We start from the raw sequence: 23,443 nt of genomic DNA on the forward strand, positions 1-23,443 counted from the left end.
GCTTTTGGTCAGCTCTTTTCAGTCTGATACGTGCACATCAATTTTTCTTTGGAAATAAATAAATAGCAGGAGTAAGGAATGTTTTTGAGGGTGAGCTGTTTTGCAGTAAAGTATAAAATCGGAAGATGGGCCGCTTTCTTAAACAGCCTGTAGCAGCCGCTGGACGGTTTTATCACATCAAAACCGAGTCTCGCCGCTCCTTTATGAAGCATTGTAATGCCGACGACTCCCTTAATCTCGTCTTTCCGTTTATGCTGGTTAATATAATCCGCTAAATGAGGCATGGATTGATATACCTTCTGATATAGCATAATCCCCCTTCTGACCGCGCTTTCAATAGGCTGCAGCTCTTTCAGGAGTTTGACATTATGAAGATGAATCTTAACTAACACGTCGTTTTTTTTAATTCTGGTTCCGTCGCTCAGGATGACTTCTTTTCCTTTATATCTAGTCAAACGGACGCGGAATACATTCGATTGCCGTTTATCAATCAGCGTCAGCCGGGTAAAGAAGAAATAAAGCGGATCAAGTAAGTACCATATAGACAGCAGACAGCTTCTCACATGTTCACCTTCTTTATATTCAAAGCACCCTCATATTTTGGCATGAGGCATGACACATTATGATTGGTAAATAATGATGCAGCCCTGTATCAGCTTATGCAAAAACCGCTTCAGGCTCTACTGTCCGAAACAGAAAAAAACACTCTTCATGAAGAAGAGTGTCTGTATCCGCTTTCTTTTAACGGAAAAGCAAATGCTGGCTGTGAATTCCTGCTTTTTTCAGTAAGGCTATCAGCTGTTCCTGTTCCTCAGGCATAAGTCCTGAAAACGCTCTCGCAATTCTCAATGAATGAATCGGATAAATTTTATCCAAATACTCGTTTCCTTTATCAGTTAAATGGGCGTAAACAGACCGTTTGTCCTTCGGGTCTTGTTCTCTGACCAAAAACCCGTTTCTTTCAAGCTTGTCGATGACATAGGTGACATTCCCGCTGACAAGCAAAAGACGCGACCCGATTTGCTGAAGCTTTTGCGGTCCTCTCGTATAGAGCAGCTCCAAAACGGCAAATTCAGTCGGATTAAAACCGTGTTCTTTACTGTCGCGGATGCTGTGTTCAGACACACTCTTGAAAGCCCTTGCAAAAACTTTGTACAAATTCATCGAACGCATCACTTCTTCTTCGTTAAATGATAATCTCATCATATCTACCCCGTATTTAAGATTTTTATAAAAAAATAATGTAAACCCTTACAATTCATAAGAGTCGTTCTTTGTTTTATATTCTATTCGTGCCGTTTTTCAGAATTCCTTCTTTTTTATATAAAAAAATACCCTTATACATCATTTAATTTGTATAAGGGTTCCGTTCTTTATAGGGAATGTTCCGAAAAAAATACGCGTATTCCTTTCTCAGCTCCGTAATTGTCATGGAATTGAGTATTTCTTTCGTATAGACTCCGATCTGCAGAAGCTTTTTGGAATAATGGTTTCTCTCTTTATCCAATGCATTTTGAAGCAAACGACTCATGACGGCCTCCTTTGTTTTCCGTTATTCTATGATCAGAATAACGCTTTTATATCAAAGACGTATAAAGCCATTGTAAAACTTCTGTAGATTATGATGTTTTTCGGTAAAGACCGTTCTGGACGGCTCTGAGCAGCGGAAAAGCGTGTTCCCCGGCAAGCTGCATGAACGCCTCCAGCATTTCATCGCGTTTCATATCTAATTCAATGATTTCTTTTGCCAGCGAAACCGCTTTTTCTTTCTCCATTCCTATCCTTCCTCCTCATTGTATCTGTACAATAAGCATAAAACGGGGGCACAGAACCATGCATTAACCTTGTCAATTTTTCTGCCGCTTTTTTTCTAAAATTTTCTATTCCGCGTCAGAAAACCTGACAAGCATCAGGTTTTTTCTCTTTTTTTCTTATATAATATGAGTAAAAGACATCCAGGGGTGGAAAAATGACGACAGACGAACAATCTTACAAAGATAAAAAAGTAATCTCGATCGGCATTGTAAGCGAATTAACCGGATTGTCAGTCAGACAGATCAGATACTATGAAGAACGGAAATTAATCTACCCGCAGCGATCATCACGGGGAACGAGAAAGTATTCCTTCGCGGACGTTGAGCGGCTGATGGATATTGCCAACAAGCGGGAAGACGGCGTGCAGACGGCTGAGATTTTAAAAGACATGCGAAAAAAAGAACAGGCTCTCAAAAACGACCCGCAGCTCCGCAAAAAAATGCTGGAAGGACAGCTTAATGCTCATTTTAAGTATAAAAACCGCTGATCAAAAAAGTCCGCCTCCTGTGAGACGGACTTTTTTTATAAAGCATGAAGAAATGCAGTTGCAATGCCGAAATAAATTAATAAGGACAAAATATCGTTCAGCGTCGTAATCAGCGGTCCTGACGCAATCGCCGGGTCAATGTTCAGTTTATGAAGAATAATAGGGACGATCGTTCCGGCCATCGTACCGATAATCAACGTTGCAAGCAGCGATGAACCGACGACAAAACCGAGCGTTAAGTCTTTCTGCCAGACGGTTGCGACGATCGTAATCGCGATCGCACAGACGATGCCGATGTAGATACCGGTTCTTAATTCACGGAAAATCAGTTTAAAGATGGTTTTTTTATTCATTTCTTCTTTAGCCAGTCCTCTGATGACGACGGCGAGTGACTGTGTGCCTGTATTACCCGTCGTTCCCGCGATCATCGGCATGAAAAACGCGAGGGCGACTACTTTTTGCAATGTATCTTCAAAATAATTCAGAATGCTTCCGGAAATCAATCCGATAAACAAAAGCAGAATGAGCCACGGCAAACGGCGGTACGCCGCCACGTATGCTTTCGTATCAAATGTAATCGCCTTACCGGAGGCTGCGAATTTTTCGTAATCTTCATCGGCTTCTTTAATCACGACGTCAATAATATCATCGACAGTGACAATACCGACAAGCACATTATTTTCTTCCACGATGGGAATGGCTAAAAAGTCATACCGCTGGATCAGCCGGGCGACTTCTTCCTGGTCTTGGAGCACCCCGGCCGAGATGACACGCGTAAACATGAGATCCTGCACTTTATCGTCAGGCTCGCCGAGAATTAAATCTCTGTAAGAGAGCACTCCGACAAGCTGCTTGCTGTCATTAATCACGTACAAATAATTTATTGATTCTGCGATTTCTGCAAAGCTTTTCAGCTTCACGACCGCATCTTTTACTGTATAATGCTGCGGAATCCAGACGAAGCGGTTCGTCATCATCCGGCCCGCCGATTCTAGCGGATAGTTCATCAAAAGCTGTACGGCCTTTGATTCCTCGGCCTCCATGCTGGATAAAAGCTGTTCTTTCAGTTCTTCATCCATCTCTTCCAGCAATGCGGCGAGATCGTCGTTATCCATTTTATTCATTGCGAGAGTGGCTTTCGTTTTACCGACTTTATGCAAAACGGCAAGCTGAAATTCCCGCTCCAGCTCTCCGATCATGTCGGTGATGTCATCAACCGTCATATATGACAGATAGCGGGCCCTGTGCTTTTCCGGCATTTCTTTAAATAAAAATGCCATGTCATAGGGCTGAAGCTCATCTATCATGTTTCGGAATTCTTTTATTTTTCCGTCCCGCAATAAAATGATAATGCGTAATATGAGTTCGTCATAGGTCATGTTTTGGACCATCGGGACTCGTACCTCCTTTACGGAGACGCGCCGTCCGTCAAGGGAAGTGCGGCGGTTTGTCTCCTCATCATGTCGTCACTGGTTATCTGGCTGTATATGGGTACTTCTTCTGACATACTCGAATGGGGAGAATCCATACTCCGCACCTCCTTATCATGCTCAGTCGTGTACGTTTTGAGGCATAAAAAAAACCTTCCGATATGAAGGCGAAAACAAGCACGGCAAATAAACGTGCGGGGCCTCCAATCGTAGAGCTTTAGCACTGTATGGCATAGGACAGCCATCCAGCTGCGTTAAGAATCACCTTATGTCGATGATTCCTGTTGACCCATTGGCGTCTTTGGACATTTTTGGGCAGCAGCGTATCTCCATACAGGAGCCTCACCTAACGAAGTTCTTATTTGAATTGACACACTGAGATTACAGAAAAAAAAGGAATGTGTCAACCTTAAATTTGTGATTTCAGCACATGCCTATAAAATAAACGGAATAAAGGCATAAAGCCTTTATTCCGGCAAATCGCTTTCATCCTCTTCTGAAAGGAAATGATAGGATTCATGCAGCATGAGCGCGTATTCCCCTTCTTTTGTCGGGTGCGGTACATACTCAGCCTCGTTGATATACTGCTCTTCCCTTTTCTTCATATGACAGACCTCCTTCTCAATTTTAGATTGTCCAAAAGAAGCTCCGTTATCATAGGAAAGAAAAAATCACTTACGGAGAGGGACATGCAGCTATATTTTTCGGATCGTAAAAAAGTTCCTAAGCAGCCACGGGCCCGGTTTGAAACCGAGCGTTAATTGCCACGCGCCGATCGCCTGCAGTCCGAACTCCCGAACGAGAACCATTTTTTCACTCATGCTCCGCACATCCTCAAACCACACTTCATGCGTTCTTCCATTTTCATCAGTATACCGGAAGTACGGGGAACGCTCCTGCTGGGAATAACGGATCATTGATTGATGCTTCATCGCCGTTTCCATGGCGCGCTGATTGGAGATGGCAGATCCGATCGTTCCGGGACGGTACGGAATCACCCAATCATACCCGTACAGCGGAACACCGAGAATCACTTTTCTTCTCGGCACCCTGCTGATGGCAAAATTGATCGTTTGCCTGACCTCTGTTAAAGGCGCCACGGGTCCCGGCTCACTGCCGGCGTGGTGCCAGTCGTACGCCATAATGAACATATAATCGACGACGGCTCCGATTCCGCCGTAATCATATCCCCTCAGCCACGGCACTGCATCACTTGTTTTCGCCGGAACCGATATCGTTAACGCGAGCTGATGCTCTGAAAGCCGGGTTTTTAACTGCCGGAGAAATCCTGTGAAGAGATCCCTGTCAGCTTCTCTGACCCGTTCAAAATCGATATTTACACCGCCGTATCCCTTTCTTACCGTTAAGGAGACGATATTGTTGACGAGATTCGTTCTTGCCGCCGGATTCTGCAGCACTTGATGGGCTAATTCCGGACTGAATCCCCCTTCTGTCAGATTCGTAATGACGGCAAGCGGGCGCACTCTGTTCTGCCATGTGGTTTCTATTGCGGTTCTGTCGTTTAAATCGTTTATGATATCTCCATTCGGGCCGAAATGATATTCAAACAAAGAAATCGCCGAAGAATACGGCGCAAAATCATTAATCAGCTCTCTATCCGCTTCAGGCGTCCGAATGACATAAAATTGCAGGGTTCCCGCAAGATAGTTAGAGATATCAGGGATCTTCACTTTCATACCCGTCCGCAGCCGGTTCGGCGGAATATCCGGGTTTGCCTGCATCAGCTGCATCTGCGGCACATAAGCCTTACCTGCGATAACGGCATACGTATCATTCGGCTGAACCGTATATTCATTAAGAGGGATTAAAAGCGCCTGCCCCGGAACGATATTCGTTTCCTCAAGCCCGTTGACGCTTCTGATGCTGTCAACAGGGTATCCGTACTTTCTGCTGATGGAAAATAACGAGTCGCCAGACTGCACTGTATGAACAAACATAGATGTCCTCCGTTTCCTTTTGATCAAAAGGGCTCTTCTTATCTTTATGAATGATCTTCCGGTCCGATTCCAAACTCTGTTCGGAGAAAGGCTGTTTACAAATCAGACATGATCAACTATGATGATGTCATCATAAAAAACTGTATAGGAAACGCACTAGGGGTGCTGTTATCGGCTGAGATAAAACATGCGGCAGGCGTGTTTTGATCCCTTATAACCCGATCTGGATAATACCAGCGTGGGGAAGTGCAGATTGACCGGAGCGCAGGTTTTTTCCCCATGCGTTTTCGTTCTGCTGCTGCATATTCCCTCGGATATGCAGTTTTTTATTTTTCATTAAAAAACGGGGGAGGACACCGCAATATGAAACTTACGATCAATCGTCTTTCGTAAAATCAACTCTTTCATACATACGACTATCGATAAGAAAGCAGGAGATCACAATGAAAAATTGGAAAATGAGAGAAATTGTCGTCATGTCCGTCATCAGTGTTGTATTTGCTGTCATTTATTTAGTATCAACTCATGCAAGTAATATAGCGGCAGGATTTTTCGGCCGGATGAGCTACGAACCGATTTACGGTATCTGGTTTATCGTCTCGGTGATTGCCGCGTACATTATTCAAAAACCGGGAGCGGCTCTCGTTTCTGAAATCATCGCCGCGTTTGTGGAGTGCTTACTCGGAAATCCGTCAGGACCGATGGTGATTCTGATCGGGATCGCACAGGGAATCGGTGCGGAAGCGGTCTTTTTAGCGACACGCTGGCGGGTGTATACCCTGCCCGTGCTTCTTTTATCCGGTATGGGGTCTTCTGTGACAAGCTTCATTTATGACTTGTTCGTTTCCGGATACTCTGTTTTGAATCCGGGTTTATTAGCCGTCATGCTTCTCATCCGTCTGGTCTCAGGTGCGCTTCTTGCCGGCCTTCTCGGCAAAGCAATCAGTGATGCGCTGGCTTACACAGGAGTGCTGAACGGCATGGCGCTCGGAAAACAATTCAAGAAGAAAAAGAAACAGGTGAACCAAGATGCAGGCATCTGAACCCCTTCTATCCGCCGGCCGTCTTACCTTTTCTTATGATCAGGATGAAAAGCCGATTTTTCAAAACGTGTCCTTTCAGCTCCGCAAAGGAGAGCGGGCTTTATTGCTCGGGCCGAGCGGATGCGGCAAAAGCTCGCTCGCTCTCTGTTTAAACGGTCTGTACCCGGAAGCATGCGATGGGGTTCAATCGGGAACCGTTTCTTTATACGGAACACCTCTTTCACACCTGACAGAACCCGCCGCCAGATCCATCGGCGTCGTGTTTCAAGATCCGGACCAGCAGTTTTGCATGCTGACGGTTGAAGATGAAATCGCCTTCGGCCTGGAAAATTTGCAATATACAAAAGAAGATATGGACGCAATCATCGATGACGTTTTAGAAAAATTAGAGATCACTCATCTGAAAACGCGAACGATCGCTTCGCTGTCAGGCGGTTCAAAACAAAAAGTGGCGCTTGCCTGTATCATTGCGATGGAACCGGAACTCATTATTTTGGACGAACCGACGGCACAGCTTGATCCATATTCGGCACGTGAATTAGTGCGGCTGATCAAAGATCTTCAAGCAAAAAAAGGCTTCGGCCTTCTCGTTATCGAACATCAGCTTGATCACTGGGCGCCGTGGATGGACAGGACGATTGTCCTTGACGAAACAGGTCAGAAGGTGATGGACGGAGAGACGGATGTTATCTTTGAAACAAAGATTGAAGAGCTGATGCAGCTCGGCATTCCGATTCCGCGTGTGATCTCATTGCAGGAGCACGTCAGCATTCCTTTTACATTGTGTAAAGAAAATCTGTTTCACGAACCTGTGCCATCTCTGCCCGAACCCCGGCCCGCCGCGCTTTCGGCAGAAGACGCGCTGAGCGTTCACGAGCTGTCATTCTCAAGAGGAGCAGACGTCATTTTTCAGGATGTGAGCTTTTCCGTAAAAAAAGGATCAATCACCGCGATTGCCGGCCCTAACGGAACAGGAAAATCCACGCTCCTTTCTGCCGCGGCCAAGCTCATCCGTCCGCTGGGCGGAGACATCAAAATAGACGGCAGACCGATTGATTCCTATTCTGAAAAAGAGCTGCGGCGACAGATCGGATATGTTTTCCAGAATCCTGAACACCAGTTTGTCACAGATTCCGTCATTCAAGAGCTGATGTTCGGTTTTGAAAGCAACAGAGCCGCAAAGGAGAAAGCTCTTCAGCTGTTAACCCGATTCGGCATGAGACGCCATGCCTCACAGCATCCGTTTTCTTTAAGCCAAGGACAAAAACGCAGGCTCAGCGTCGCGACGATGCTTATGCACAATGTGAACGTTTTGATGCTTGATGAACCGACTTTCGGACAGGATGCCAAAACGGCGCGGGAGTGTATGCAAATGCTCCGTGAGATTCAAAAGGAAGGAACGGCTGTTTTGATGGTGACACACGATATGGAACTCGTCTCGGATTATGCCGACACGATCCTTGTGCTCTGCGGCACGAAGCTGGTGTACCGCGGAACGCCCGACTCATTGTTTTCTGATCATATCGGAATCGCGGAGCGGGCGCATTTAGCTTTGCCCCTGCGGTATGAATGGATGAAACACGACAGGAGGCGGAGAAATGAACTTGCGGCTGGAGGCTGTTAACCCGTCAATAAAGGCGGCGGCTGTATTGTTATGCGTCATTATGCTGTCATTTATTTATAATCCGTACACCCCTGCTTTGTTTTATATCATCATTGCGGGAGGCGTCCTCTCGGCGGGGCGTGTGCCGCTGAAAAAATGGCTGCTGTTCACGATTCCGTTTGTCATTCTGGCCTTCGGTTCTTTATGGACAGCCGCCGTATTCGGAAACGTCCCGACAACCGGGAGCAATCTGCTGTTTAAGCTCGGGCCGATTGCCGTCAACAGTGATAACGCGGCGCTCGGGATTTCTATCGCGTTTCGTATTTTATGTTTTTCCGCTTTGTCGATGATGTTTCTTTTCACAACCGATCCGATTCTGTTCATGCTCAGTCTGATTCAGCAGTGTAAGCTGCCGCCCAAGCTTGCATACGGCGTTATCGCGGGATTCCGGTTTCTCCCTCTTCTGAAAGATGAAATCCTGATCATCCGGCAGGCGCACAGAATCAGGGGTGCGGCGTCTGATTCCGGGCTGAAAGGAAAGCTCTCCGCCTTCAGGCGCTTCACCATTCCGCTATTGGCAGGCGCAATCAGAAAGGCGGAACGCACGGCCATCGCGATGGAATCTAAAGGCTTTACTGGGAGCCGAAACCGCACGTTTTACAGAACTGTTACTGTGCGCCGCGCCGACTGGTGCTTTTTCCTGCTCGTGCTTCTGTTATTCGGCACAAGCTGGCTCATTTCATTGTTGTTTGTATAAAAACAGGCCGCCGGAGTGATTCGGCAGCCTGTTTTGTTATGTATGTTATTGATGATAATTGAGAGCCTGAGCGAGATTGGACTTGACCGTAATCTCTGAGAAATTAATGCCGAGCTGTACGGCGGTTTGAGCAATTTCCGGCCTGATTCCGGATAAAGTGGACGTGACGCCGATCAATTTCAGCGCCTCAATTAATTTAAAAATCTGATGCGCCACCATCGTATCGACAACCACTACACCCGACAGGTCAATTAACAGATGTTCAATCAGCCGTTTTGCACATGTGCTCAGCGTATTTTCAAGAATGAATTTGGCGCGCTCCGTGTCAATATCGCCGACAAGCGGCAGCAGCGCCGTCCGTTTGCTCAGCGTGATAACCGGCGAGCTTAACTCCAAAATCATTTCTCTTTGCGCATTCAGCTGCATTTTTGAGTTATGCTCAGCATGATCGACAAACGTGTAAATCGTAAAATCAAATACTTGTGCAATTAAATTCTCCCATTTCTTCCTTTCTCCCTCGGCAAATGAAGATTCATGTTTATCGGCAAACGCATCATAATAACTGATGTATAGTCTCCGGTTTCTCATGAATTCACGGACCACATACTGGACGGGAGTATCCAGATGCTTCTGGTCTTTCGCAAGCTCAATCACCCACCGCTCGAATTCTTCTAAAAATTCTTTTTCCGGCATGATATACATTTTATTAATATGCCGGTAAAATTCTTTATCCTGCTCCGTCAGTTCTTCTGTGATGACGGGATTTGTCAAAGAATAAATCGAATTCGGATCCGAATCTTCCATCGTTTCGATCCACTCTTTCGCAATTTGATCCACTTGTTCTGAAAAATAGCTGTATAACGCTTCATTTATCTTCATCTCTCTTCTCCTTTCCCATTTCCAATTATAGCGTCAGCGGGTCATGAATGAAAATGAAAGCTGTCAAACTATCCATTTATTTGAAATTTTTTAGTCCGATAGATTACGCCTTTTTTATGAAAATGCTTCAAATGACTCTTTCCGGCCGGCATGCTCTGCCATAAAATAGTAGCAACACCCTTGTATCCACTCGCAAGCATAAAAAAGGAGGGCTTTTTTATGAATGGTGAAATGCATTTGATTCCTTATGTCACGGATGAACAGATCATGGATGTGAACGAGCTTCCTGAGGGGATTAAAGTGATTAAGGCGCCAGAGTTGTGGGCAAAAGGGTTTAAAGGCAAGGATATTAAAATCGCGGTGCTTGACACAGGCTGCGACATCAATCATCCTGATTTGAAAGACCGGATTGTCGGCGGGAAAAACTTCACCGATGATGACGGAGGCAAAGAAGACGTGATTTCCGATTACAACGGACACGGGACACACGTTTCCGGAACGATTGCAGCCAATGATTCAAACGGCGGAATTTCGGGTGTCGCGCCGGAAGCAAGCCTTTTAATCGTTAAAGTTCTCGGCGGGAAAAACGGCAGCGGCAAATACGAATGGATTATTAACGGCATCAACTACGCCGTTGAACAAAAGGCGGACATTATTTCCATGTCACTCGGCGGGCCAAGCGATGTGCCTGAACTGAAAGAAGCGGTCACAAATGCGGTAAAAAGCGGTGTTCTGGTCGTTTGCGCGGCAGGAAACGAAGGCGACGGAGACGAGCGTACAGAGGAACTGTCGTATCCGGCCGCTTACAACGAAGTGATCGCAGTCGGATCAGTCTCAATCGCCCGTAAATCGTCTGAATTTTCAAACGCCAATAAAGAGATTGACCTGGTGGCTCCGGGAGAAAATATTCTCTCCACCCTTCCCAACCATAAATACGGGAAGCTGACGGGCACTTCAATGGCCGCCCCGCATGTGAGCGGAGCGCTTGCCTTAATAAAAGGGCTTGAACAGGACGCGTTTCAGCGGACGCTTTCTGAGGCTGAAGTCTACGCCCAGCTCGTGCGGCGGACCCTTCCTTTGGACATCGCCAAAACATTGGCCGGGAACGGATTTCTATATTTAGACGCGCCTGAAGTGCTGATGGAAAGAGCCGAACAGGCACAGCTGCTGTCTTTCTGATATTTTTCTCGTATAATGATTGATCAGTTTGTCACATCACCAATTTTTAAATTGTGAGATTTTCTATTGACAGTGATCTGAATAAGCTGATAAGATAACCAACAAATGATGTAACTTTTCAAAAAAATTGAAATACTTTCTCTTATCGAGAGTTGGGCGAGGGATTGGCCTTTTGACCCCAACAGCAACCGACCGTAATTCCATTGTGAAATGGGGCGCGTGATTTTTGCGCCGAGACGATTGTCTCATAAGGCACGGTGCTAATTCCATCAGACGTGATCTGAGAGATAAGAGAGGCTTGCATTTTGAAGTTAAAGCCTCTTTCTCTCATGAGAAAGAGGCTTTTTTGTTACATCTCACTTAAAGGAGGAGACTTAATGACAACAATCAAAACTTCGAACCTCGGTTTTCCGAGAATCGGCTTGAACAGAGAATGGAAAAAAGCACTTGAGGCTTATTGGAAAGGAAACACTGATAAAGAAACGTTTCTTAAAGAGCTTGACGGCTTATTCTTATCAGCTGTCAAAACACAGCTTGACCAACATATCGATATCGTGCCGGTCTCTGATTTCACTCATTATGATCATGTGCTTGATACCGCCGTCAGCTTTAACTGGATTCCGGAAAGATTCCGCAGCATCACGGATCCCGTTGATACATACTTTGCGATTGCCCGCGGTGTAAAAGACGCCGTTTCCAGTGAAATGACAAAATGGTTTAATACCAACTATCATTACATCGTTCCTGAATATGATGAAAGCATTGAATTCCGTCTGACGAGAAACAAACAGCTTGACGACTACCGCCGGATCAAAGAAGAATTCGGAGCGGAAACGAAACCTGTCATCGTCGGTCCGTATACATTCGTCACGCTTGCGAAAGGATACGAAGAATCAGAAGCGAAAGCGATTCAAAAACGCCTTGTTCCTCTTTATATGCAGCTGCTGAAAGAGCTTGAAGCAGAAGGCGTCAAATGGGTTCAGATTGATGAGCCTGCCCTTGTGACAGCTTCTTCTGAAGATGTCCGCGCCGCAAAAGACCTCTATGAATCTATTACAAAAGAGCTTTCAGGACTGAATGTCCTCCTGCAGACATACTTTGATTCAGTTGATGCATATGAAGAACTCGTTTCTTATCCCGTACAGGGAATCGGACTTGATTTCGTGCATGATAAAGGCAGAAACCTTGAGCAATTGAAAAAGCACGGCTTCCCGAAAGATAAAGTGCTGGCAGCCGGTGTGGTCGACGGCCGGAACATTTGGAAAATCGATGTTGAAGAACGCCTTGATGCGGCTTTGGATATCCTCAGCCACGCTGATGTTGAGGAGTTATGGATTCAGCCTTCAAGCAGCCTTCTGCACGTGCCGGTGGCGAAACACCCTGACGAGCATCTTGAAAAGGATTTGCTGAACGGCCTGTCATACGCTAAAGAAAAACTGGCGGAACTCGGCGTCTTAAAAGAAGGGCTTCTGTCCGGCAAAGCGGCCGTCAGTGAGCAGATCGAAGAATCAAAAGCGGCACTTAAGGCTTTAAAAGCATTCGCAACCGGAGCGAACTCCGCTCAAAAAGAAGAGCTGAATCAGCTGACGGAAAAAGATTTCTCCCGTCCGGCAAGCTTTGAAGAACGATTGGCGCTGCAGAATGAATCACTCGGTCTTCCCCTTCTGCCGACGACGACAATCGGAAGCTTCCCTCAATCTGCCGAGGTGCGGAGCGCACGGCAAAAATGGCGGAAAAAAGATTGGACGGATGAACAGTACCAAGCCTTTATTAATGCGGAAACGAAGCGCTGGGTTGACATTCAGGAAGAAATCGGCTTAGACGTGCTCGTTCACGGAGAATTTGAGCGGACGGACATGGTGGAATACTTCGGTGAAAAGCTGGCCGGATTCGCCTTTACGAAATATGCATGGGTCCAGTCTTACGGTTCACGCTGCGTACGTCCGCCTGTCATTTTCGGAGATGTCGAATTTATCGAACCGATGACGGTAAAAGATACGGTCTACGCCCAATCGCTGACGGAAAAACACATGAAAGGCATGCTGACGGGACCTGTCACCATCTTAAACTGGTCATTCCCGCGTGTGGATATTTCAAGAAAAGAAATCGCCTTCCAGATCGGGCTTGCCCTCAGAAAAGAAGTAAAAGCGCTTGAAGATGCCGGTATTCAGATTATCCAAGTGGATGAACCCGCGCTCCGCGAAGGACTGCCGTTAAAAACGCAGGATTGGGATGAATATTTAACTTGGGCCGCAGAAGCATTCCGGTTAACGACGTCTTCTGTGCAAAATGAGACGCAGATTCATACGCATATGTGTTACAGCAACTTTGAAGATATCGTAGATACGATCAATGATCTTGACGCGGATGTCATTACAATCGAACACAGCAGAAGCCACGGAGGATTTTTAGAGTACCTGAAAGAACATCCTTACGTGAAAGGCCTCGGACTCGGTGTATACGACATTCACAGCCCGCGTGTGCCGGCAACTGAAGAAATCTATCAAATTATTGATGACGCGCTTGAGGTGTGTCCGACTGACCGCTTCTGGGTAAACCCGGACTGCGGACTGAAAACAAGACAGCAGGAAGAAACCGTTGCGGCATTAAAAAATATGGTCGACGCCGCGAAACAGGCACGAAAAAAACAAGCTCAGCTTGTATAATGAAAACAGCCATCCGTAAATTGCGGGTGGCTGTTTTTTCTGGGCGTGCTACTTATTCTGCAGCGCTTCTGCCAGTTCATACAATGAATCATACTGCTTAATTTGATAGCCCCGCCCCTCTTTTTGCAAATACCCTTTTTGGCAGAATTGCGTCAGCACATGCAAGAGATGACGGTAAGATACACCCAAATAATCACAGACCGTTACGTGCTTCTCTTTATAAACCCCTTTATAAGCCGTCTGCAAAATAAAATCAGCAAGCCGGTTTTCAAGCGGGAACGCCAGACTTTGTGAATATTTCGAAGCCATAAGCGTTGCCTTAGCACTTAAAAACTTAGCCAGCTCACGCAGGAATTTCGCATCCTGCAGCAATTGCGCGCGGCAGCGGTAAATAGGCAGAACAAAACAAACAGTCTTCGCTGAGGCTTGAATTCCTTTTGTGTAATACACTTCATGTAATAGTTCCATCTCTCCGATGTAATCATTTTTGTTGATAAAATTAATTAAAGAAACTTTCCCGTTTTGGTGGGTTACATATATTTTCGCTTTTCCTTCAATCACGTAAAACAGGAAGTCAGGCCTCCTGCCCTCTTGAATAATCCATTCGTCCCGCTCATATTCGCGCACTTCCATAAACTCTTCAGCGGGGAAAGAGAATAAATGCGCGATTGAGTGTTTTTTTAACTGATGCCGCTTTTTCTCGCCTTTATAAATTTCCATCGTCCACCCCAAAAATATGAGATATCTCATATTGTCTTTATGTCCTTACATGATAACATGCCAATTAAAGGAGGAACGGGAATGAAAGCATATCGCTGGATGAGTCTTCATTTTTTTAGTTTTTTTATGACATGGGGTGTTTTTCTGCCCTATTGGACGGGATGGATGGTGCATATAAAAGGGGTTTCCGTATCCGAAGCCAGTTTCATTATGAGTCTGGGCCTGGCGGCAAGAGGGATTTCCACATTATTTTTCTTCCCTTATTTATCAGGAAAATTCAGCAGCAAAGCCTTATTAAACGGTGCCAGAATCGGGACGCTTCTCGCACTTTTATGTTATATTCCCGCTGATTCTTTTCAAAGCCTGCTTCTTGTCACATTAGTGCTGCATGTGTTTTACCCGGCTTTAATGCCTGCTTTAGACAGCGCTTGCGGCGTCCTTGTACAGCATAACGAATTAAAGGCTTATGGGACTAGCCGACAGTGGGGATCTGCGGGTTTTGTTTCAGCCGGCGTCATCCTGTCCGTCTTTACAGGTATATTCGGAGATCAAGCGATTTTATGGGCACTGCTTTTGGGCGCCCTGATATTCGCATCCCTAAGCTTTATGCATGCGCCAGCTGTTCTTTCAAAACGGCCGGAAACAGACCGCGCAAGAAAAGAGGGCATGTTTGCCTTATTCCGCATCAAATATTTCGGTCTGGTGCTCGCAATCGTTATCTTACTGCAGGCGGCACATGCATCTTACTACAATTACGGTTATCTCTTTTTGCAGGAAATCGATGCGCCCGCATATGCCATCGGAATCATCATCAACATCGCCGTTATCGCGGAGATTATCTTCTTTGCAATCGCTGACCGATACTTTCATCAATTTACGGCAGGCTCTTTGCTCGCCCTGGCGGCGCTTGGTGCTACCGTACGCTGGATACTCGTATTTGCCTTTCCGCATGTCATCATTTTCTGTCTTGCGCAGACGCTGCATGCCTGTTCATTCGCGATGGGACACTATGCATTTATGAAATACTTAATTAAAAATATTTCACCCGCGCAAATCCCGAAAGCCCAAGGTATATATTCAGCGCTTGCTCTCAGCTGGAGCACTGCGGTATTTACTATTTTCGGAGGTTTTTTATATGAAATTGAACCCCGGTATGCCTTTATCGGAATGATTGTTTGTACGATACCGTCCATGCTTCTCGCTCTTTTATACAGAAAACTTGAAATGAAAAAGAGCGTTTTTGCAGGAAACGCACAAGATATATAGCCATCGCTTTATAGACGATCACATGTCCCGCTGTCATTTTGACCGATTTTGTGAATGCTGTGCGATGTATTTTCTCTATATTTAAAGTATTTCCTTCATATATGATGAAATTAATGAAGGGAATTCGTTCAGAAACTTGGACAGAATCAGTGAATATAATGATACAGTACTGCTTACGCTCATTTGGGGGAACTTTGTTCGCAATAAAATGATTTTCAGCCAACTCATAAGGAGGGACATTGTGTCACAGCCTAATATGCCCAATATCACCCCTGTCGTTACACTTTCCAGAGACGATACCATTAACCTTCTTCTTTCGTCAATTGCTATGGAAGAGCTGGGAATGGCACATATTCTGAATGCGGAAGGGGAAAAAATCCAATACGCGCTCGGAACGATTCCCGGATTAACAGGACCCCCGTCAAGTCTTGCGGATATTCTTAACCTGAATGAGAGCGTCCGGGATACGCTTGACAGCTTAATGAAACAGGAGCTCCTTCTCGGTTCAAAATTGGACAGTATCTCAAATATCCCTACATTGGCGGGACCGACTGGTGCCACGGGGCCGACGGGGGTCACGGGTGCGGGTCTTCAAGGGATTGTTGCTTTTAATCCGCTGATCGCCCCTACTTACACGACCGGACAGATTGTCTTGTATAACGGCAGCTCTTATGTCGCAAACGTAAACAGCCCGTCGGGAACCCCTGAAACCTCAGCTGACTATACACTTTTAGCTGCGGCGGGAAGCACCGGCGCTACTGGTTCAACCGGACCGACCGGAATTACCGGGGCTACTGGCGGCACTGGATCAACTGGAATTACTGGCGTTACAGGACCGACCGGAGTTACCGGGGCTACCGGCATTACAGGGCCTCCGGGAAGCACCGGAACAAGTCTGACAGCCACTTCCGGCTATGCGAGCAATACGGGCGGCGGTGTTGTCGCAGTTATTGTCGGCGGCACGGACATTTCCTTACCGAATGAACAAAACCTCTCAGCGGATATTACCGCTAATGCCGCAAATACTGTATTCACCGTTGCTCCGGCAGGACGGTACTATATTTCCTACCATATTAATTTAACGGCCGGCCTGCTAGTAAGTTCGCGCATCTTAATCAACGGCACTCCGGCTGCAAGTTCGATTATTGCCCCGGTCGCGTCTTTGGCAAGCTTCAATAACTCCTTTATTGTGACTTTGACAGCAGGCAGCACCATTCAGCTCCAGCTGTTCGGATTATTGGGTGCGGCCACATTGCTTAGAGGAAGTGCCGGCGCAGCTTTAAACATTATTCGATTATCTTAATGGAACATGCAAAAAAAGGATCAGGCGTTTGTCCGCTGATCCTTTTTTAATTGAGACAGAAGTTCTTGCGCGGGTTTAAATTGCGGATTGAATTTCACGGATTTTTTGGCGTAAGCGATGGCCGTCATATCATGGTTTAATGCAGCATGGCATTTCGCCATATAATAAAAAGCTCTGAAATCGGCGGCACCTTTTAAAATGAAGTGATCAGCGTTTTCTCCTTCAACCTGCGTTCCGGCTTCAAATGCTTTGATTGCCGCTCTGTACTTTTCCAAATGATATAATACAAGGCCTTTATAATAATGAAGATTGCTGTAATCAGGATAAAGCTTGAGCACTTTTTCAATCCCTTGTTCGGCTTCTTCATATCGCTTGAGCTCAAGCAATATTGTATATTTTAGAAAATACAGAAGAGACGGAGGCATTCGTTTCTCACTTAAAAATTGAAATATTGAGCCGTTGACAAGATGTAATGCTTTTTCATAGTCTTTTATTCTGTAACATTCACTTGCCAGATGATAGACTAGCCACGGATCAGGATTTTCCTCTGAAAGTTCTTCATTTAATATGCTGATATTCCGTTTATGTTTTTGTTTGATTTTTTCTTCCTGCTCCAAGTAGCCGTAGTGATGAATCACACATGGGAGCGTGAAAAAAGCATTGTTTTCTTCCTCATTGGGAGCCGAGATATTCTCGTGAATTCTGCCTTGATACAGAAGGCCTTTATGATTGCGGAACAGCCTCGGCTGCATGCTTTCAAACGCTTCGTTTTCATCGAGCTGCTTCCCCGTATAATTGATGATTTTCAAAAGTCCCCGGCTCGGTAATCCGTCATGAAGCAGCGAAGTTAAAAAACGGCCCGTCTCCTGATCGAGCTCTTCATCCGCGTCAAGCACTAATATCCAATCCCCTTCGGCATGCTGCAGGGCGTAATTTCTGGCCTTTGCGAAATCATTCTCCCATTCGAAATCAAACACTCTTGCCTGAAAGCTTTTGCATATATCTTTTGTATTATCTTGTGATCCGGTGTCTGCGATGACGATCTCATCAGCGATGTCTTGTACACTTGATAAACAACGGGAGATATATCTCTCCTCGTTTTTCACAATCATGCAAAGAGTCAGTTTACATTCAGCATTTCCGCTCATTTTCTCACCTTTCCCGATTTTGGAGTTGTTGATTGAACCAAGGCCGTCCAGGAGTGCCGTTCATCGTTATGATGACAGGCCGCACCCATCTGACGGCAGGTTCGGCAGTTGATTCTGCATCCCATTCCTGAAGCTGCCTGACAGCCCGCTTCGTAATGGGATGCGCCCGGAATTCGCGCGGGCTTTCACAAATGAATTTTTTCGTTCGTTCCGTCACTGTCTTCATTTCATGAAAGTGCCGCGCATACATCTGCTTCTGTTCTTCTTCCAAGCTGATCATTAAAAACAGCCGGCCGCCTGTTTCCATCTGCCAGCGGCACAATGCGGAGAACAGCCTGATTTCTTCTTTGTAATTTGAACCCCTTCTTTTATCCACGGTCACAGATAATATATTTAACAGCGCCATCGTGAGACAATGCAAGGCTTCAAAAGATGTCTGTTTCGCTTTTGAGATGCTTGGATACGGCATATGCTTCACCCGTCTCTTTTTTTATGAACGCTCCCCGCCTTTTTTCTTCCAATCGCAGTCCTCACAATCCCCGCACTCACAGCAGCCAATGCGGCCGTAAAACAGGTCGTCACACGGATCTTCCGGATCACTGGGATCGTCCGGATTCCACGGGTCATCAGGATCGCCTGGATCACTCGGATTACTTGGATCGTCCGGATTCCACGGGTCATCAGGATCACCCGGATCACTCGGATTACTTGGGTCATCCGGATTCCACGGGTCATCAGGATCGCCTGGATCACTCGGATTACTTGGATCGTCCGGGTCTATACAGGCTTCAGCATCCTGTAAGTAGATAATGTCCTCAAGCTTCGTCTGCAAAAGGAGTTGTGATTTCATGACGGTGCGCAGGAGCCGTTCAGTGCTTCTATTGATTGATGATAATTCCCCTAAGGAGGGATCGCCGGAAGCGCTGAGAAACATTTGAATCCTTTCCGCTTCCGCCTGCAGAATATGGGATAGTCCGATTTCTTCCATAGCCACGGATGAAAGAAGGAGGTTCAGGGTCTCACATCTGGAGAGTGTAATGTCGGGGGTGATGTTCGGTATGTTTGGAAGAGTCATCGATTTCTCCCTCTTTTCTCTTGGTGTCATTATGCAAAAGTGCTATATCGTATTCTTATTCCGGGAGAGAAGAGATCATTACTGATGTTTTCGTTAATAAAATATCCCGGATATGAAATCCGGGATATTCGTTCGTTTCTTTATTTCAATTCAAGTTTGACGTCTACATTTCCTCTTGTTGCTTTTGAATACGGACAGAACTCATGAGCGGCGTGCACCAGCTTCTCCGCCGTTTCTTTATCAAGATCTTTTGTATCAATGACGAGCGTTACGCCGATTTTGTAACCTCCGTCACTCTCATCTTTTAAAAGGCTGACCTGTCCTTCAATTTCAGAGGTCATGTCGATTTTTTGTTTTTGGGCGGCGAGCTCAAGCGCTCCCCCGAAGCAGGCGGCATATCCTGCCGCAAAGAGCTGTTCAGGGTTTGTGCCGGTTTCTCCGTCTTTTTTTGCATTCGGCATGATGATGTCAAAATCCAGCACCCCGTCTTCGGATTTAATATGTCCTGCTCGTCCGCCGACTGCGGTCGCTTTTGAAGTAAATAATGCCATTATTATCAGCCTCCTCATTGTACTTACTGTATATATTGCCCCTGCTCATATTTTTAAACATGATTGCAATAGGAAATGGGCCGTTTTTCGGCTACAATAGGGGTAACGTTAACAAAAAAGAGTTGGTGAAAGAAGTAATGGCAGAAAAAGATTTTGAACATATGAAACTGGAGAATCAGCTTTGTTTTTTGCTGTACGCAAGCTCAAGGGAAATGACGAAACGGTACAAACCGCTGCTTGATAAGCTCAACGTAACTTATCCCCAGTATTTGGCGCTGCTTTTATTATGGGAGCACGAAGAACTGAATGTGAAACGGATGGGTGAGCTTTTGCACCTGGATTCCGGAACGCTGACACCGATGCTGAAACGGATGGAGCAGCACGGAATCATCATGAGAAAGCGGTCGGCTGAAGACGAGCGATCCGTGACGATCAGGCTCACAGATGAAGGACGGGCCTTGCAGAATACAGCGGCGGATATCCCCATTGCCATGCTGGAACAGACGGGACTGTCAAAAGAGGAATTAAAGCAGGTAAAACAGTCGCTTTATGAGGTTTTGAAAACGCTGCACGGCAAAAAATAAGGATGCCCCGAATGGGCATCCTTATTTTTATTCTGCTGCCAGAAGCTTCACTTCAATATTTCCCGCTGTCGCTTTTGAATACGGGCAGACACCGTGCGCTTTTTGGATAAGGGCTTCAAGCTCCTGTTTCTCAATGCCGGATGCTTTGACCTCAAGGGTGACGCCGAGTTTATATCATTGGTCTCTTTCATCTTTCAGCAGACTGACATGCGCAGTGACCTCTGTTTCAATACTCAGACGCTCTTTTCTTGCTACGAGTTGAAGAGCGCTGTCAAAGCAGGCTGAATATCCTGCGGCAAACAGCTGTTCAGGGTTTGTGGCTTGTTCGAGCTTTTTTGCTCTTGGCGTTCCCGGCATGGCAACATCAAGATTCAGCACTCCGTCAGAAGACGTGACTTTCCCTTCACGTCCGCCTGCGGCTGATACGGTTGCAGTAAATAATGGTTTTGTCATGTAAATTCGCCTCTGTTATATTGTGCACAGTTTAATTTTACGAAATATAACGGAAACCGTCAATCTTTCCGCATAAAAAAAGCTTACCCTTTTTGAAGGATAAGCTTAAAAGATTATACCCGGATTTGTCCGTTTCCTTTGATGATGATTTTTGTAGATGTTAACGCCGGAAGTCCCATCGGCCCTCTCGCGTGAAGCTTTTGCGTGCTGATGCCGATCTCGGCTCCGTATCCGAATTCAAAACCGTCCGTAAACCGGGTTGAAGCATTATGATACACGGCGGCGGCGTCAACGGCGGTCTGGAAGTAAGCCGCATGCTCGGCGTTCTCCGTCAGAATGGCTTCTGAATGGTTTGTGCCGTACTGCTGAATGTGGCGGACCGCCTCCTGTACGTCCTGCACCGTTTTTACACTGAGAATCGGCGCCAGGTACTCCGCTCCCCAATCGGCTTCTTCTGCTTGTTTCGCTTGAGGCTCCAGTCCGCAAATCATCTGGTCTCCTCGGAGCTCCACCCCTTTTTCTGTCAGCTGATTCAGCAGCTTTCGTCCGTGTTCTTCGGCCCATTTTTCATGAATCAGAAGAGATTCAATCGCGTTGCAGACCGAAGGACGCTGTGTTTTGGCGTTGATGACGACCTCGCTTGCCATAAAGGGATCTGCTGACTCATCTATGTACACGTGGCAATTACCCGCTCCGGTTTCTAAAACGGGTACGGTTGATTCCCTGACCACAAGATCAATTAAATTTTTACCGCCGCGCGGGATCAATACATCCAGCCCATCATTTAATGTAAAGAGCTGTTTGGCGGTTTCTTTGCTTGTATCTTCGATGAGCTGAACGGCATCAATCGGAAGCTTTGACAGCCCAAGTGCGCGTTTCATCACACTGACAAGCGCTATGTTGCTGTGGATGGCGGAAGAACTTCCTCTGAGCACAACCGCGTTTCCGGTTTTCAGACAGAGTGTGGCCGCGTCTACGGTAACGTTCGGTCTGGCCTCATAGATCATGCCCACTACTCCGAGGGGCACGCGGATTTTTTCAATGAATAATCCATTCTCTTTTTGAATGGTCTCCAATGATTCACCGACGGGATCTTCAAGATCGATTAACAGCTCCACGGCGTCCGCGATATCGAGCAGGCGTTTTTCATCAAGCGTCAGCCTGTCAATAATGTCAGGTGTCAATCCTCTGTTCCGTCCCGCTTCAATATCTTTCTGATTCTCTGTTAAAATCAGCTGCCGTTCATTTCTGAGTCCGTCTGCAATACATTGGAGCGCTTCGTTTTTTTCAGCCGTCGTTTTCATGACCATTTCGGCAGCCGCTTCTTTTGCCAAAGCCGCTTTTTGCAATACTTCACTCATTTGTGTTCCCCCTCGTCAAATAAATTCACCCAATCATCTCTGTGAATCACTTCCACCTGCTTCGTTCCTGAAAGCTGGTCGCTCCGCTTCCCTTTGGCTTCTAAAATTTCATCGGATGAGTACTGTGTCTGCCCTTTGCCGATAATGCCGCCGGGCCCTCTGACTTCCACTACGGCTCCTTTCGGAAAACTGCCGCAGACATCGGCGACGCCGGCCGGGAGGAGACTTGACCCGTTATGGATCATCGCCTGCTCCGCTCCCCCATCAATGATGATTTCCCCTGATATCGGAGAATGAAACATGATCCATTGCCGTGTATTATTCACTGAGGACAGGTCTTTATCGCCGATATAAGTGCCGTCGCCTTTTCCGTCTAAAATCACCATCAGTTTTTCACGTCCGGAGCCGGTTCCGATAAACACCTTCACCCCGAGCGACAATGCGGTCTGAGCGGCGAGAAGTTTTGACTTCATGCCTCCGGTGCCGACCTTTGAGCCTGCTGACCCGGCATATCCGAGCAATTCAGGTGTGATGTCATTCAGATAGTCAAACCGCTTTGCGTCCGGGTTTTCATTCGGATTGGCATCGTACAGCCCGTTAATGTCTGTGAGAATCATTAATTGGTCTGCATGAATCAAACCGCTTACAAGCGCCGACAGCATGTCGTTATCACCGAACGTCAGCTCTTCGACTGATGTGGAATCATTCTCATTAATAATCGGCACGACGCCGCGCTCCAACAGTTCCATTACAGTGGCATAGGCATTTCTGTACCGCTCTCTTTTTGAGAAATCATTTCTTGTTAATAAAATTTGTGCCGGCGTCAGACCGTATCTTTTTAAATGGTCCATATATTGCTGCATTAAAAGCGTCTGGCCGACTGCGGCAGCTGCCTGTTTTCCTTTTATCGTAACGGGTCGCGACGGATAGCCGAGAGCGGAAAAACCCGCTGCCACCGCGCCTGAGGTAATGAGGATCACTTCATGCCCGTTTTCTTTTAATAAAGAAATGGCTTCCGTATGTTCCTTGATTTTTGCTTCATCAATACTTCCGTTACTGTTGGTGAGCGAGCTGCTCCCGATTTTCACAACAATTCTTTGTTTTTTCATCGTTTCTCCTCCGTGGCAATCAATCCAAACCGGCTCTCGTCAATAAAAAAAGCCCA

At 46.3% G+C, this 23,443-nt stretch carries 24 protein-coding genes, 1 pseudogene and 3 riboswitches; of the genes and pseudogenes, 9 read left to right on the top strand and 16 right to left on the bottom strand.

Annotation, left to right across the window (positions count from 1 at the left end; translation table 11 throughout):
* Positions 1-8: 8 nt before the first annotated feature.
* The 4 genes from AC2CGA_RS04320 to AC2CGA_RS04335 form a co-directional block, all read right to left on the bottom strand.
* On the bottom strand, positions 9-563 hold the full coding sequence (locus AC2CGA_RS04320) for a YkoP family protein (RefSeq protein ID WP_003154727.1): 555 nt from the start codon (positions 561-563) through the stop codon (positions 9-11).
* 178 nt (positions 564-741) lie between these two features.
* Entirely contained in the window at positions 742-1,206 is a 465-nt protein-coding gene (locus tag AC2CGA_RS04325) for a MarR family winged helix-turn-helix transcriptional regulator (RefSeq protein WP_007610911.1), read from the bottom strand.
* A 142-nt stretch (positions 1,207-1,348) separates the two neighbouring features.
* Positions 1,349-1,531 carry a Fur-regulated basic protein FbpA gene (gene fbpA, locus AC2CGA_RS04330; RefSeq protein ID WP_003154731.1) on the bottom strand — a complete coding sequence of 61 codons (183 nt, stop codon included), beginning with the start codon at positions 1,529-1,531 and terminating at the stop codon, positions 1,349-1,351.
* 88 nt (positions 1,532-1,619) lie between these two features.
* Positions 1,620-1,775, bottom strand: a complete 156-nt coding sequence (locus AC2CGA_RS04335; RefSeq protein WP_003154733.1) for a hypothetical protein — start codon at positions 1,773-1,775, stop codon at positions 1,620-1,622.
* 194 nt (positions 1,776-1,969) lie between these two features.
* Here AC2CGA_RS04335 and AC2CGA_RS04340 point away from each other — a divergent pair, with 194 nt between their 5' ends.
* Entirely contained in the window at positions 1,970-2,302 is a 333-nt protein-coding gene (locus AC2CGA_RS04340) for a MerR family transcriptional regulator (protein ID WP_003154734.1), read from the top strand.
* 35 nt (positions 2,303-2,337) lie between these two features.
* On the opposite strand, the gene mgtE is transcribed toward AC2CGA_RS04340, so the two are convergent.
* The 3 genes from mgtE to AC2CGA_RS04355 form a co-directional block, all read right to left on the bottom strand.
* Complete coding sequence (gene mgtE / locus AC2CGA_RS04345; protein ID WP_003154736.1) at positions 2,338-3,693, bottom strand: magnesium transporter; 1,356 nt, start codon at positions 3,691-3,693, stop codon at positions 2,338-2,340.
* Between the two features lie 234 nt (positions 3,694-3,927).
* Positions 3,928-4,093: riboswitch (M-box (ykoK) riboswitch) on the bottom strand.
* A gap of 106 nt (positions 4,094-4,199) precedes the next feature.
* Entirely contained in the window at positions 4,200-4,337 is a 138-nt protein-coding gene (locus AC2CGA_RS04350) for a transcriptional regulator SplA domain-containing protein (protein WP_003154740.1), read from the bottom strand.
* A gap of 90 nt (positions 4,338-4,427) precedes the next feature.
* The gene (locus tag AC2CGA_RS04355; RefSeq protein ID WP_043867029.1) at positions 4,428-5,690 is read right to left on the bottom strand and encodes a glycoside hydrolase family 18 protein; all 1,263 of its coding nucleotides are present in this window, start codon (positions 5,688-5,690) and stop codon (positions 4,428-4,430) included.
* A gap of 148 nt (positions 5,691-5,838) precedes the next feature.
* A riboswitch (TPP riboswitch) is annotated at positions 5,839-5,952 on the top strand.
* A gap of 181 nt (positions 5,953-6,133) precedes the next feature.
* Between AC2CGA_RS04355 and AC2CGA_RS04360 the strand changes: the two genes are divergently transcribed.
* From AC2CGA_RS04360 to AC2CGA_RS04370, 3 genes are read left to right on the top strand one after another with little or no spacing between them, the layout of a single operon-like run.
* On the top strand, positions 6,134-6,733 hold the full coding sequence (locus AC2CGA_RS04360; protein WP_003154744.1) for an ECF transporter S component: 600 nt from the start codon (positions 6,134-6,136) through the stop codon (positions 6,731-6,733).
* Positions 6,720-8,357, top strand: a complete 1,638-nt coding sequence (locus AC2CGA_RS04365) for an ABC transporter ATP-binding protein (RefSeq protein WP_139885237.1) — start codon at positions 6,720-6,722, stop codon at positions 8,355-8,357. The genes AC2CGA_RS04360 and AC2CGA_RS04365 overlap by 14 nt, the downstream gene beginning before the upstream one ends.
* Complete coding sequence (locus tag AC2CGA_RS04370) at positions 8,332-9,093, top strand: energy-coupling factor transporter transmembrane component T family protein (RefSeq protein WP_003154747.1); 762 nt, start codon at positions 8,332-8,334, stop codon at positions 9,091-9,093. Before AC2CGA_RS04365 ends, AC2CGA_RS04370 begins: the two co-directional genes overlap by 26 nt.
* A gap of 45 nt (positions 9,094-9,138) precedes the next feature.
* On the opposite strand, the gene AC2CGA_RS04375 is transcribed toward AC2CGA_RS04370, so the two are convergent.
* A complete protein-coding gene (locus tag AC2CGA_RS04375; protein WP_003154749.1) occupies positions 9,139-9,972 on the bottom strand; it encodes an STAS domain-containing protein in 834 nt (277 codons plus the stop codon).
* 219 nt (positions 9,973-10,191) lie between these two features.
* Here AC2CGA_RS04375 and AC2CGA_RS04380 point away from each other — a divergent pair, with 219 nt between their 5' ends.
* Both AC2CGA_RS04380 and metE read left to right on the top strand, forming a co-directional pair.
* On the top strand, positions 10,192-11,151 hold the full coding sequence (locus AC2CGA_RS04380) for a S8 family peptidase (protein ID WP_014304883.1): 960 nt from the start codon (positions 10,192-10,194) through the stop codon (positions 11,149-11,151).
* A gap of 139 nt (positions 11,152-11,290) precedes the next feature.
* A riboswitch (SAM riboswitch) is annotated at positions 11,291-11,445 on the top strand.
* Between the two features lie 83 nt (positions 11,446-11,528).
* A complete protein-coding gene (gene metE, locus AC2CGA_RS04385; RefSeq protein WP_404218925.1) occupies positions 11,529-13,817 on the top strand; it encodes a 5-methyltetrahydropteroyltriglutamate--homocysteine S-methyltransferase in 2,289 nt (762 codons plus the stop codon).
* 48 nt (positions 13,818-13,865) lie between these two features.
* Here metE and yeiL read toward each other — a convergent pair whose 3' ends face one another.
* On the bottom strand, positions 13,866-14,537 hold the full coding sequence (gene yeiL, locus AC2CGA_RS04390) for a transcriptional regulator YeiL (RefSeq protein WP_003154752.1): 672 nt from the start codon (positions 14,535-14,537) through the stop codon (positions 13,866-13,868).
* A gap of 81 nt (positions 14,538-14,618) precedes the next feature.
* On the opposite strand from yeiL, the gene AC2CGA_RS04395 reads away from it, so the two are divergent.
* Both AC2CGA_RS04395 and AC2CGA_RS04400 read left to right on the top strand, forming a co-directional pair.
* The gene (locus AC2CGA_RS04395) at positions 14,619-15,803 is read left to right on the top strand and encodes an MFS transporter (RefSeq protein ID WP_024085214.1); all 1,185 of its coding nucleotides are present in this window, start codon (positions 14,619-14,621) and stop codon (positions 15,801-15,803) included.
* A 241-nt stretch (positions 15,804-16,044) separates the two neighbouring features.
* The gene (locus tag AC2CGA_RS04400; RefSeq protein WP_484480134.1) at positions 16,045-17,106 is read left to right on the top strand and encodes a BclA C-terminal domain-containing protein; all 1,062 of its coding nucleotides are present in this window, start codon (positions 16,045-16,047) and stop codon (positions 17,104-17,106) included.
* 20 nt (positions 17,107-17,126) lie between these two features.
* On the opposite strand, the gene AC2CGA_RS04405 is transcribed toward AC2CGA_RS04400, so the two are convergent.
* The 4 genes from AC2CGA_RS04405 to ohrB form a co-directional block, all read right to left on the bottom strand.
* Positions 17,127-18,254, bottom strand: coding sequence for a glycosyltransferase (locus tag AC2CGA_RS04405; protein ID WP_024085212.1), 1,128 nt, complete (start codon positions 18,252-18,254; stop codon positions 17,127-17,129).
* A 4-nt stretch (positions 18,255-18,258) separates the two neighbouring features.
* Positions 18,259-18,723, bottom strand: coding sequence for a hypothetical protein (locus tag AC2CGA_RS04410; RefSeq protein ID WP_003154756.1), 465 nt, complete (start codon positions 18,721-18,723; stop codon positions 18,259-18,261).
* 21 nt (positions 18,724-18,744) lie between these two features.
* On the bottom strand, positions 18,745-19,329 hold the full coding sequence (locus tag AC2CGA_RS04415; RefSeq protein ID WP_025851750.1) for an alpha-helical endospore appendage domain-containing protein: 585 nt from the start codon (positions 19,327-19,329) through the stop codon (positions 18,745-18,747).
* Positions 19,330-19,469: 140 nt separating this feature from the next.
* Positions 19,470-19,880 (bottom strand): organic hydroperoxide resistance protein OhrB, encoded by a 411-nt coding sequence (gene ohrB / locus AC2CGA_RS04420; protein WP_003154758.1) that lies wholly within the window; start codon positions 19,878-19,880, stop codon positions 19,470-19,472.
* A gap of 137 nt (positions 19,881-20,017) precedes the next feature.
* On the opposite strand from ohrB, the gene AC2CGA_RS04425 reads away from it, so the two are divergent.
* Positions 20,018-20,464: a MarR family winged helix-turn-helix transcriptional regulator gene (locus AC2CGA_RS04425; protein WP_014304877.1), complete on the top strand. Its 447-nt coding sequence runs from the start codon at positions 20,018-20,020 to the stop codon at positions 20,462-20,464.
* A 27-nt stretch (positions 20,465-20,491) separates the two neighbouring features.
* On the opposite strand, the pseudogene AC2CGA_RS04430 reads toward AC2CGA_RS04425, so the two are convergent.
* The 3 genes and pseudogenes from AC2CGA_RS04430 to proB form a co-directional block, all read right to left on the bottom strand.
* Positions 20,492-20,917, bottom strand: a pseudogene (locus AC2CGA_RS04430) (organic hydroperoxide resistance protein).
* A 113-nt stretch (positions 20,918-21,030) separates the two neighbouring features.
* Positions 21,031-22,278: a glutamate-5-semialdehyde dehydrogenase gene (gene proA / locus AC2CGA_RS04435; RefSeq protein ID WP_048367174.1), complete on the bottom strand. Its 1,248-nt coding sequence runs from the start codon at positions 22,276-22,278 to the stop codon at positions 21,031-21,033.
* On the bottom strand, positions 22,275-23,387 hold the full coding sequence (proB, locus tag AC2CGA_RS04440; protein WP_044053138.1) for a glutamate 5-kinase: 1,113 nt from the start codon (positions 23,385-23,387) through the stop codon (positions 22,275-22,277). The genes proA and proB overlap by 4 nt, the downstream gene beginning before the upstream one ends.
* Positions 23,388-23,443: the final 56 nt, after the last annotated feature.

It is taken from the genome of Bacillus sp. SYZHCR11 (assembly GCF_057196865.1).

What these genes read in the sequence shown, in the direction of transcription:
- AC2CGA_RS04325 (WP_007610911.1), bottom strand. Translation starts at nt 1,206, where the DNA reads ATGATGAGATTATCATTTAACGAAGAAGAAGTGATGCGTTCGATGAAT.
- fbpA (WP_003154731.1), bottom strand. Translation starts at nt 1,531, where the DNA reads ATGAGTCGTTTGCTTCAAAATGCATTGGATAAAGAGAGAAACCATTAT.
- AC2CGA_RS04335 (WP_003154733.1), bottom strand. Translation starts at nt 1,775, where the DNA reads ATGGAGAAAGAAAAAGCGGTTTCGCTGGCAAAAGAAATCATTGAATTA.
- AC2CGA_RS04340 (WP_003154734.1), top strand. Translation starts at nt 1,970, where the DNA reads ATGACGACAGACGAACAATCTTACAAAGATAAAAAAGTAATCTCGATC.
- mgtE (WP_003154736.1), bottom strand. Translation starts at nt 3,693, where the DNA reads ATGGTCCAAAACATGACCTATGACGAACTCATATTACGCATTATCATT.
- AC2CGA_RS04350 (WP_003154740.1), bottom strand. Translation starts at nt 4,337, where the DNA reads ATGAAGAAAAGGGAAGAGCAGTATATCAACGAGGCTGAGTATGTACCG.
- AC2CGA_RS04355 (WP_043867029.1), bottom strand. Translation starts at nt 5,690, where the DNA reads ATGTTTGTTCATACAGTGCAGTCTGGCGACTCGTTATTTTCCATCAGC.
- AC2CGA_RS04360 (WP_003154744.1), top strand. Translation starts at nt 6,134, where the DNA reads ATGAAAAATTGGAAAATGAGAGAAATTGTCGTCATGTCCGTCATCAGT.
- AC2CGA_RS04365 (WP_139885237.1), top strand. Translation starts at nt 6,720, where the DNA reads ATGCAGGCATCTGAACCCCTTCTATCCGCCGGCCGTCTTACCTTTTCT.
- AC2CGA_RS04370 (WP_003154747.1), top strand. Translation starts at nt 8,332, where the DNA reads ATGAACTTGCGGCTGGAGGCTGTTAACCCGTCAATAAAGGCGGCGGCT.
- AC2CGA_RS04375 (WP_003154749.1), bottom strand. Translation starts at nt 9,972, where the DNA reads ATGAAGATAAATGAAGCGTTATACAGCTATTTTTCAGAACAAGTGGAT.
- AC2CGA_RS04380 (WP_014304883.1), top strand. Translation starts at nt 10,192, where the DNA reads ATGAATGGTGAAATGCATTTGATTCCTTATGTCACGGATGAACAGATC.
- metE (WP_404218925.1), top strand. Translation starts at nt 11,529, where the DNA reads ATGACAACAATCAAAACTTCGAACCTCGGTTTTCCGAGAATCGGCTTG.
- yeiL (WP_003154752.1), bottom strand. Translation starts at nt 14,537, where the DNA reads ATGGAAATTTATAAAGGCGAGAAAAAGCGGCATCAGTTAAAAAAACAC.
- AC2CGA_RS04395 (WP_024085214.1), top strand. Translation starts at nt 14,619, where the DNA reads ATGAAAGCATATCGCTGGATGAGTCTTCATTTTTTTAGTTTTTTTATG.
- AC2CGA_RS04405 (WP_024085212.1), bottom strand. Translation starts at nt 18,254, where the DNA reads ATGAGCGGAAATGCTGAATGTAAACTGACTCTTTGCATGATTGTGAAA.
- AC2CGA_RS04410 (WP_003154756.1), bottom strand. Translation starts at nt 18,723, where the DNA reads ATGCCGTATCCAAGCATCTCAAAAGCGAAACAGACATCTTTTGAAGCC.
- AC2CGA_RS04415 (WP_025851750.1), bottom strand. Translation starts at nt 19,329, where the DNA reads ATGACTCTTCCAAACATACCGAACATCACCCCCGACATTACACTCTCC.
- ohrB (WP_003154758.1), bottom strand. Translation starts at nt 19,880, where the DNA reads ATGGCATTATTTACTTCAAAAGCGACCGCAGTCGGCGGACGAGCAGGA.
- AC2CGA_RS04425 (WP_014304877.1), top strand. Translation starts at nt 20,018, where the DNA reads ATGGCAGAAAAAGATTTTGAACATATGAAACTGGAGAATCAGCTTTGT.
- proA (WP_048367174.1), bottom strand. Translation starts at nt 22,278, where the DNA reads ATGAGTGAAGTATTGCAAAAAGCGGCTTTGGCAAAAGAAGCGGCTGCC.
- proB (WP_044053138.1), bottom strand. Translation starts at nt 23,387, where the DNA reads ATGAAAAAACAAAGAATTGTTGTGAAAATCGGGAGCAGCTCGCTCACC.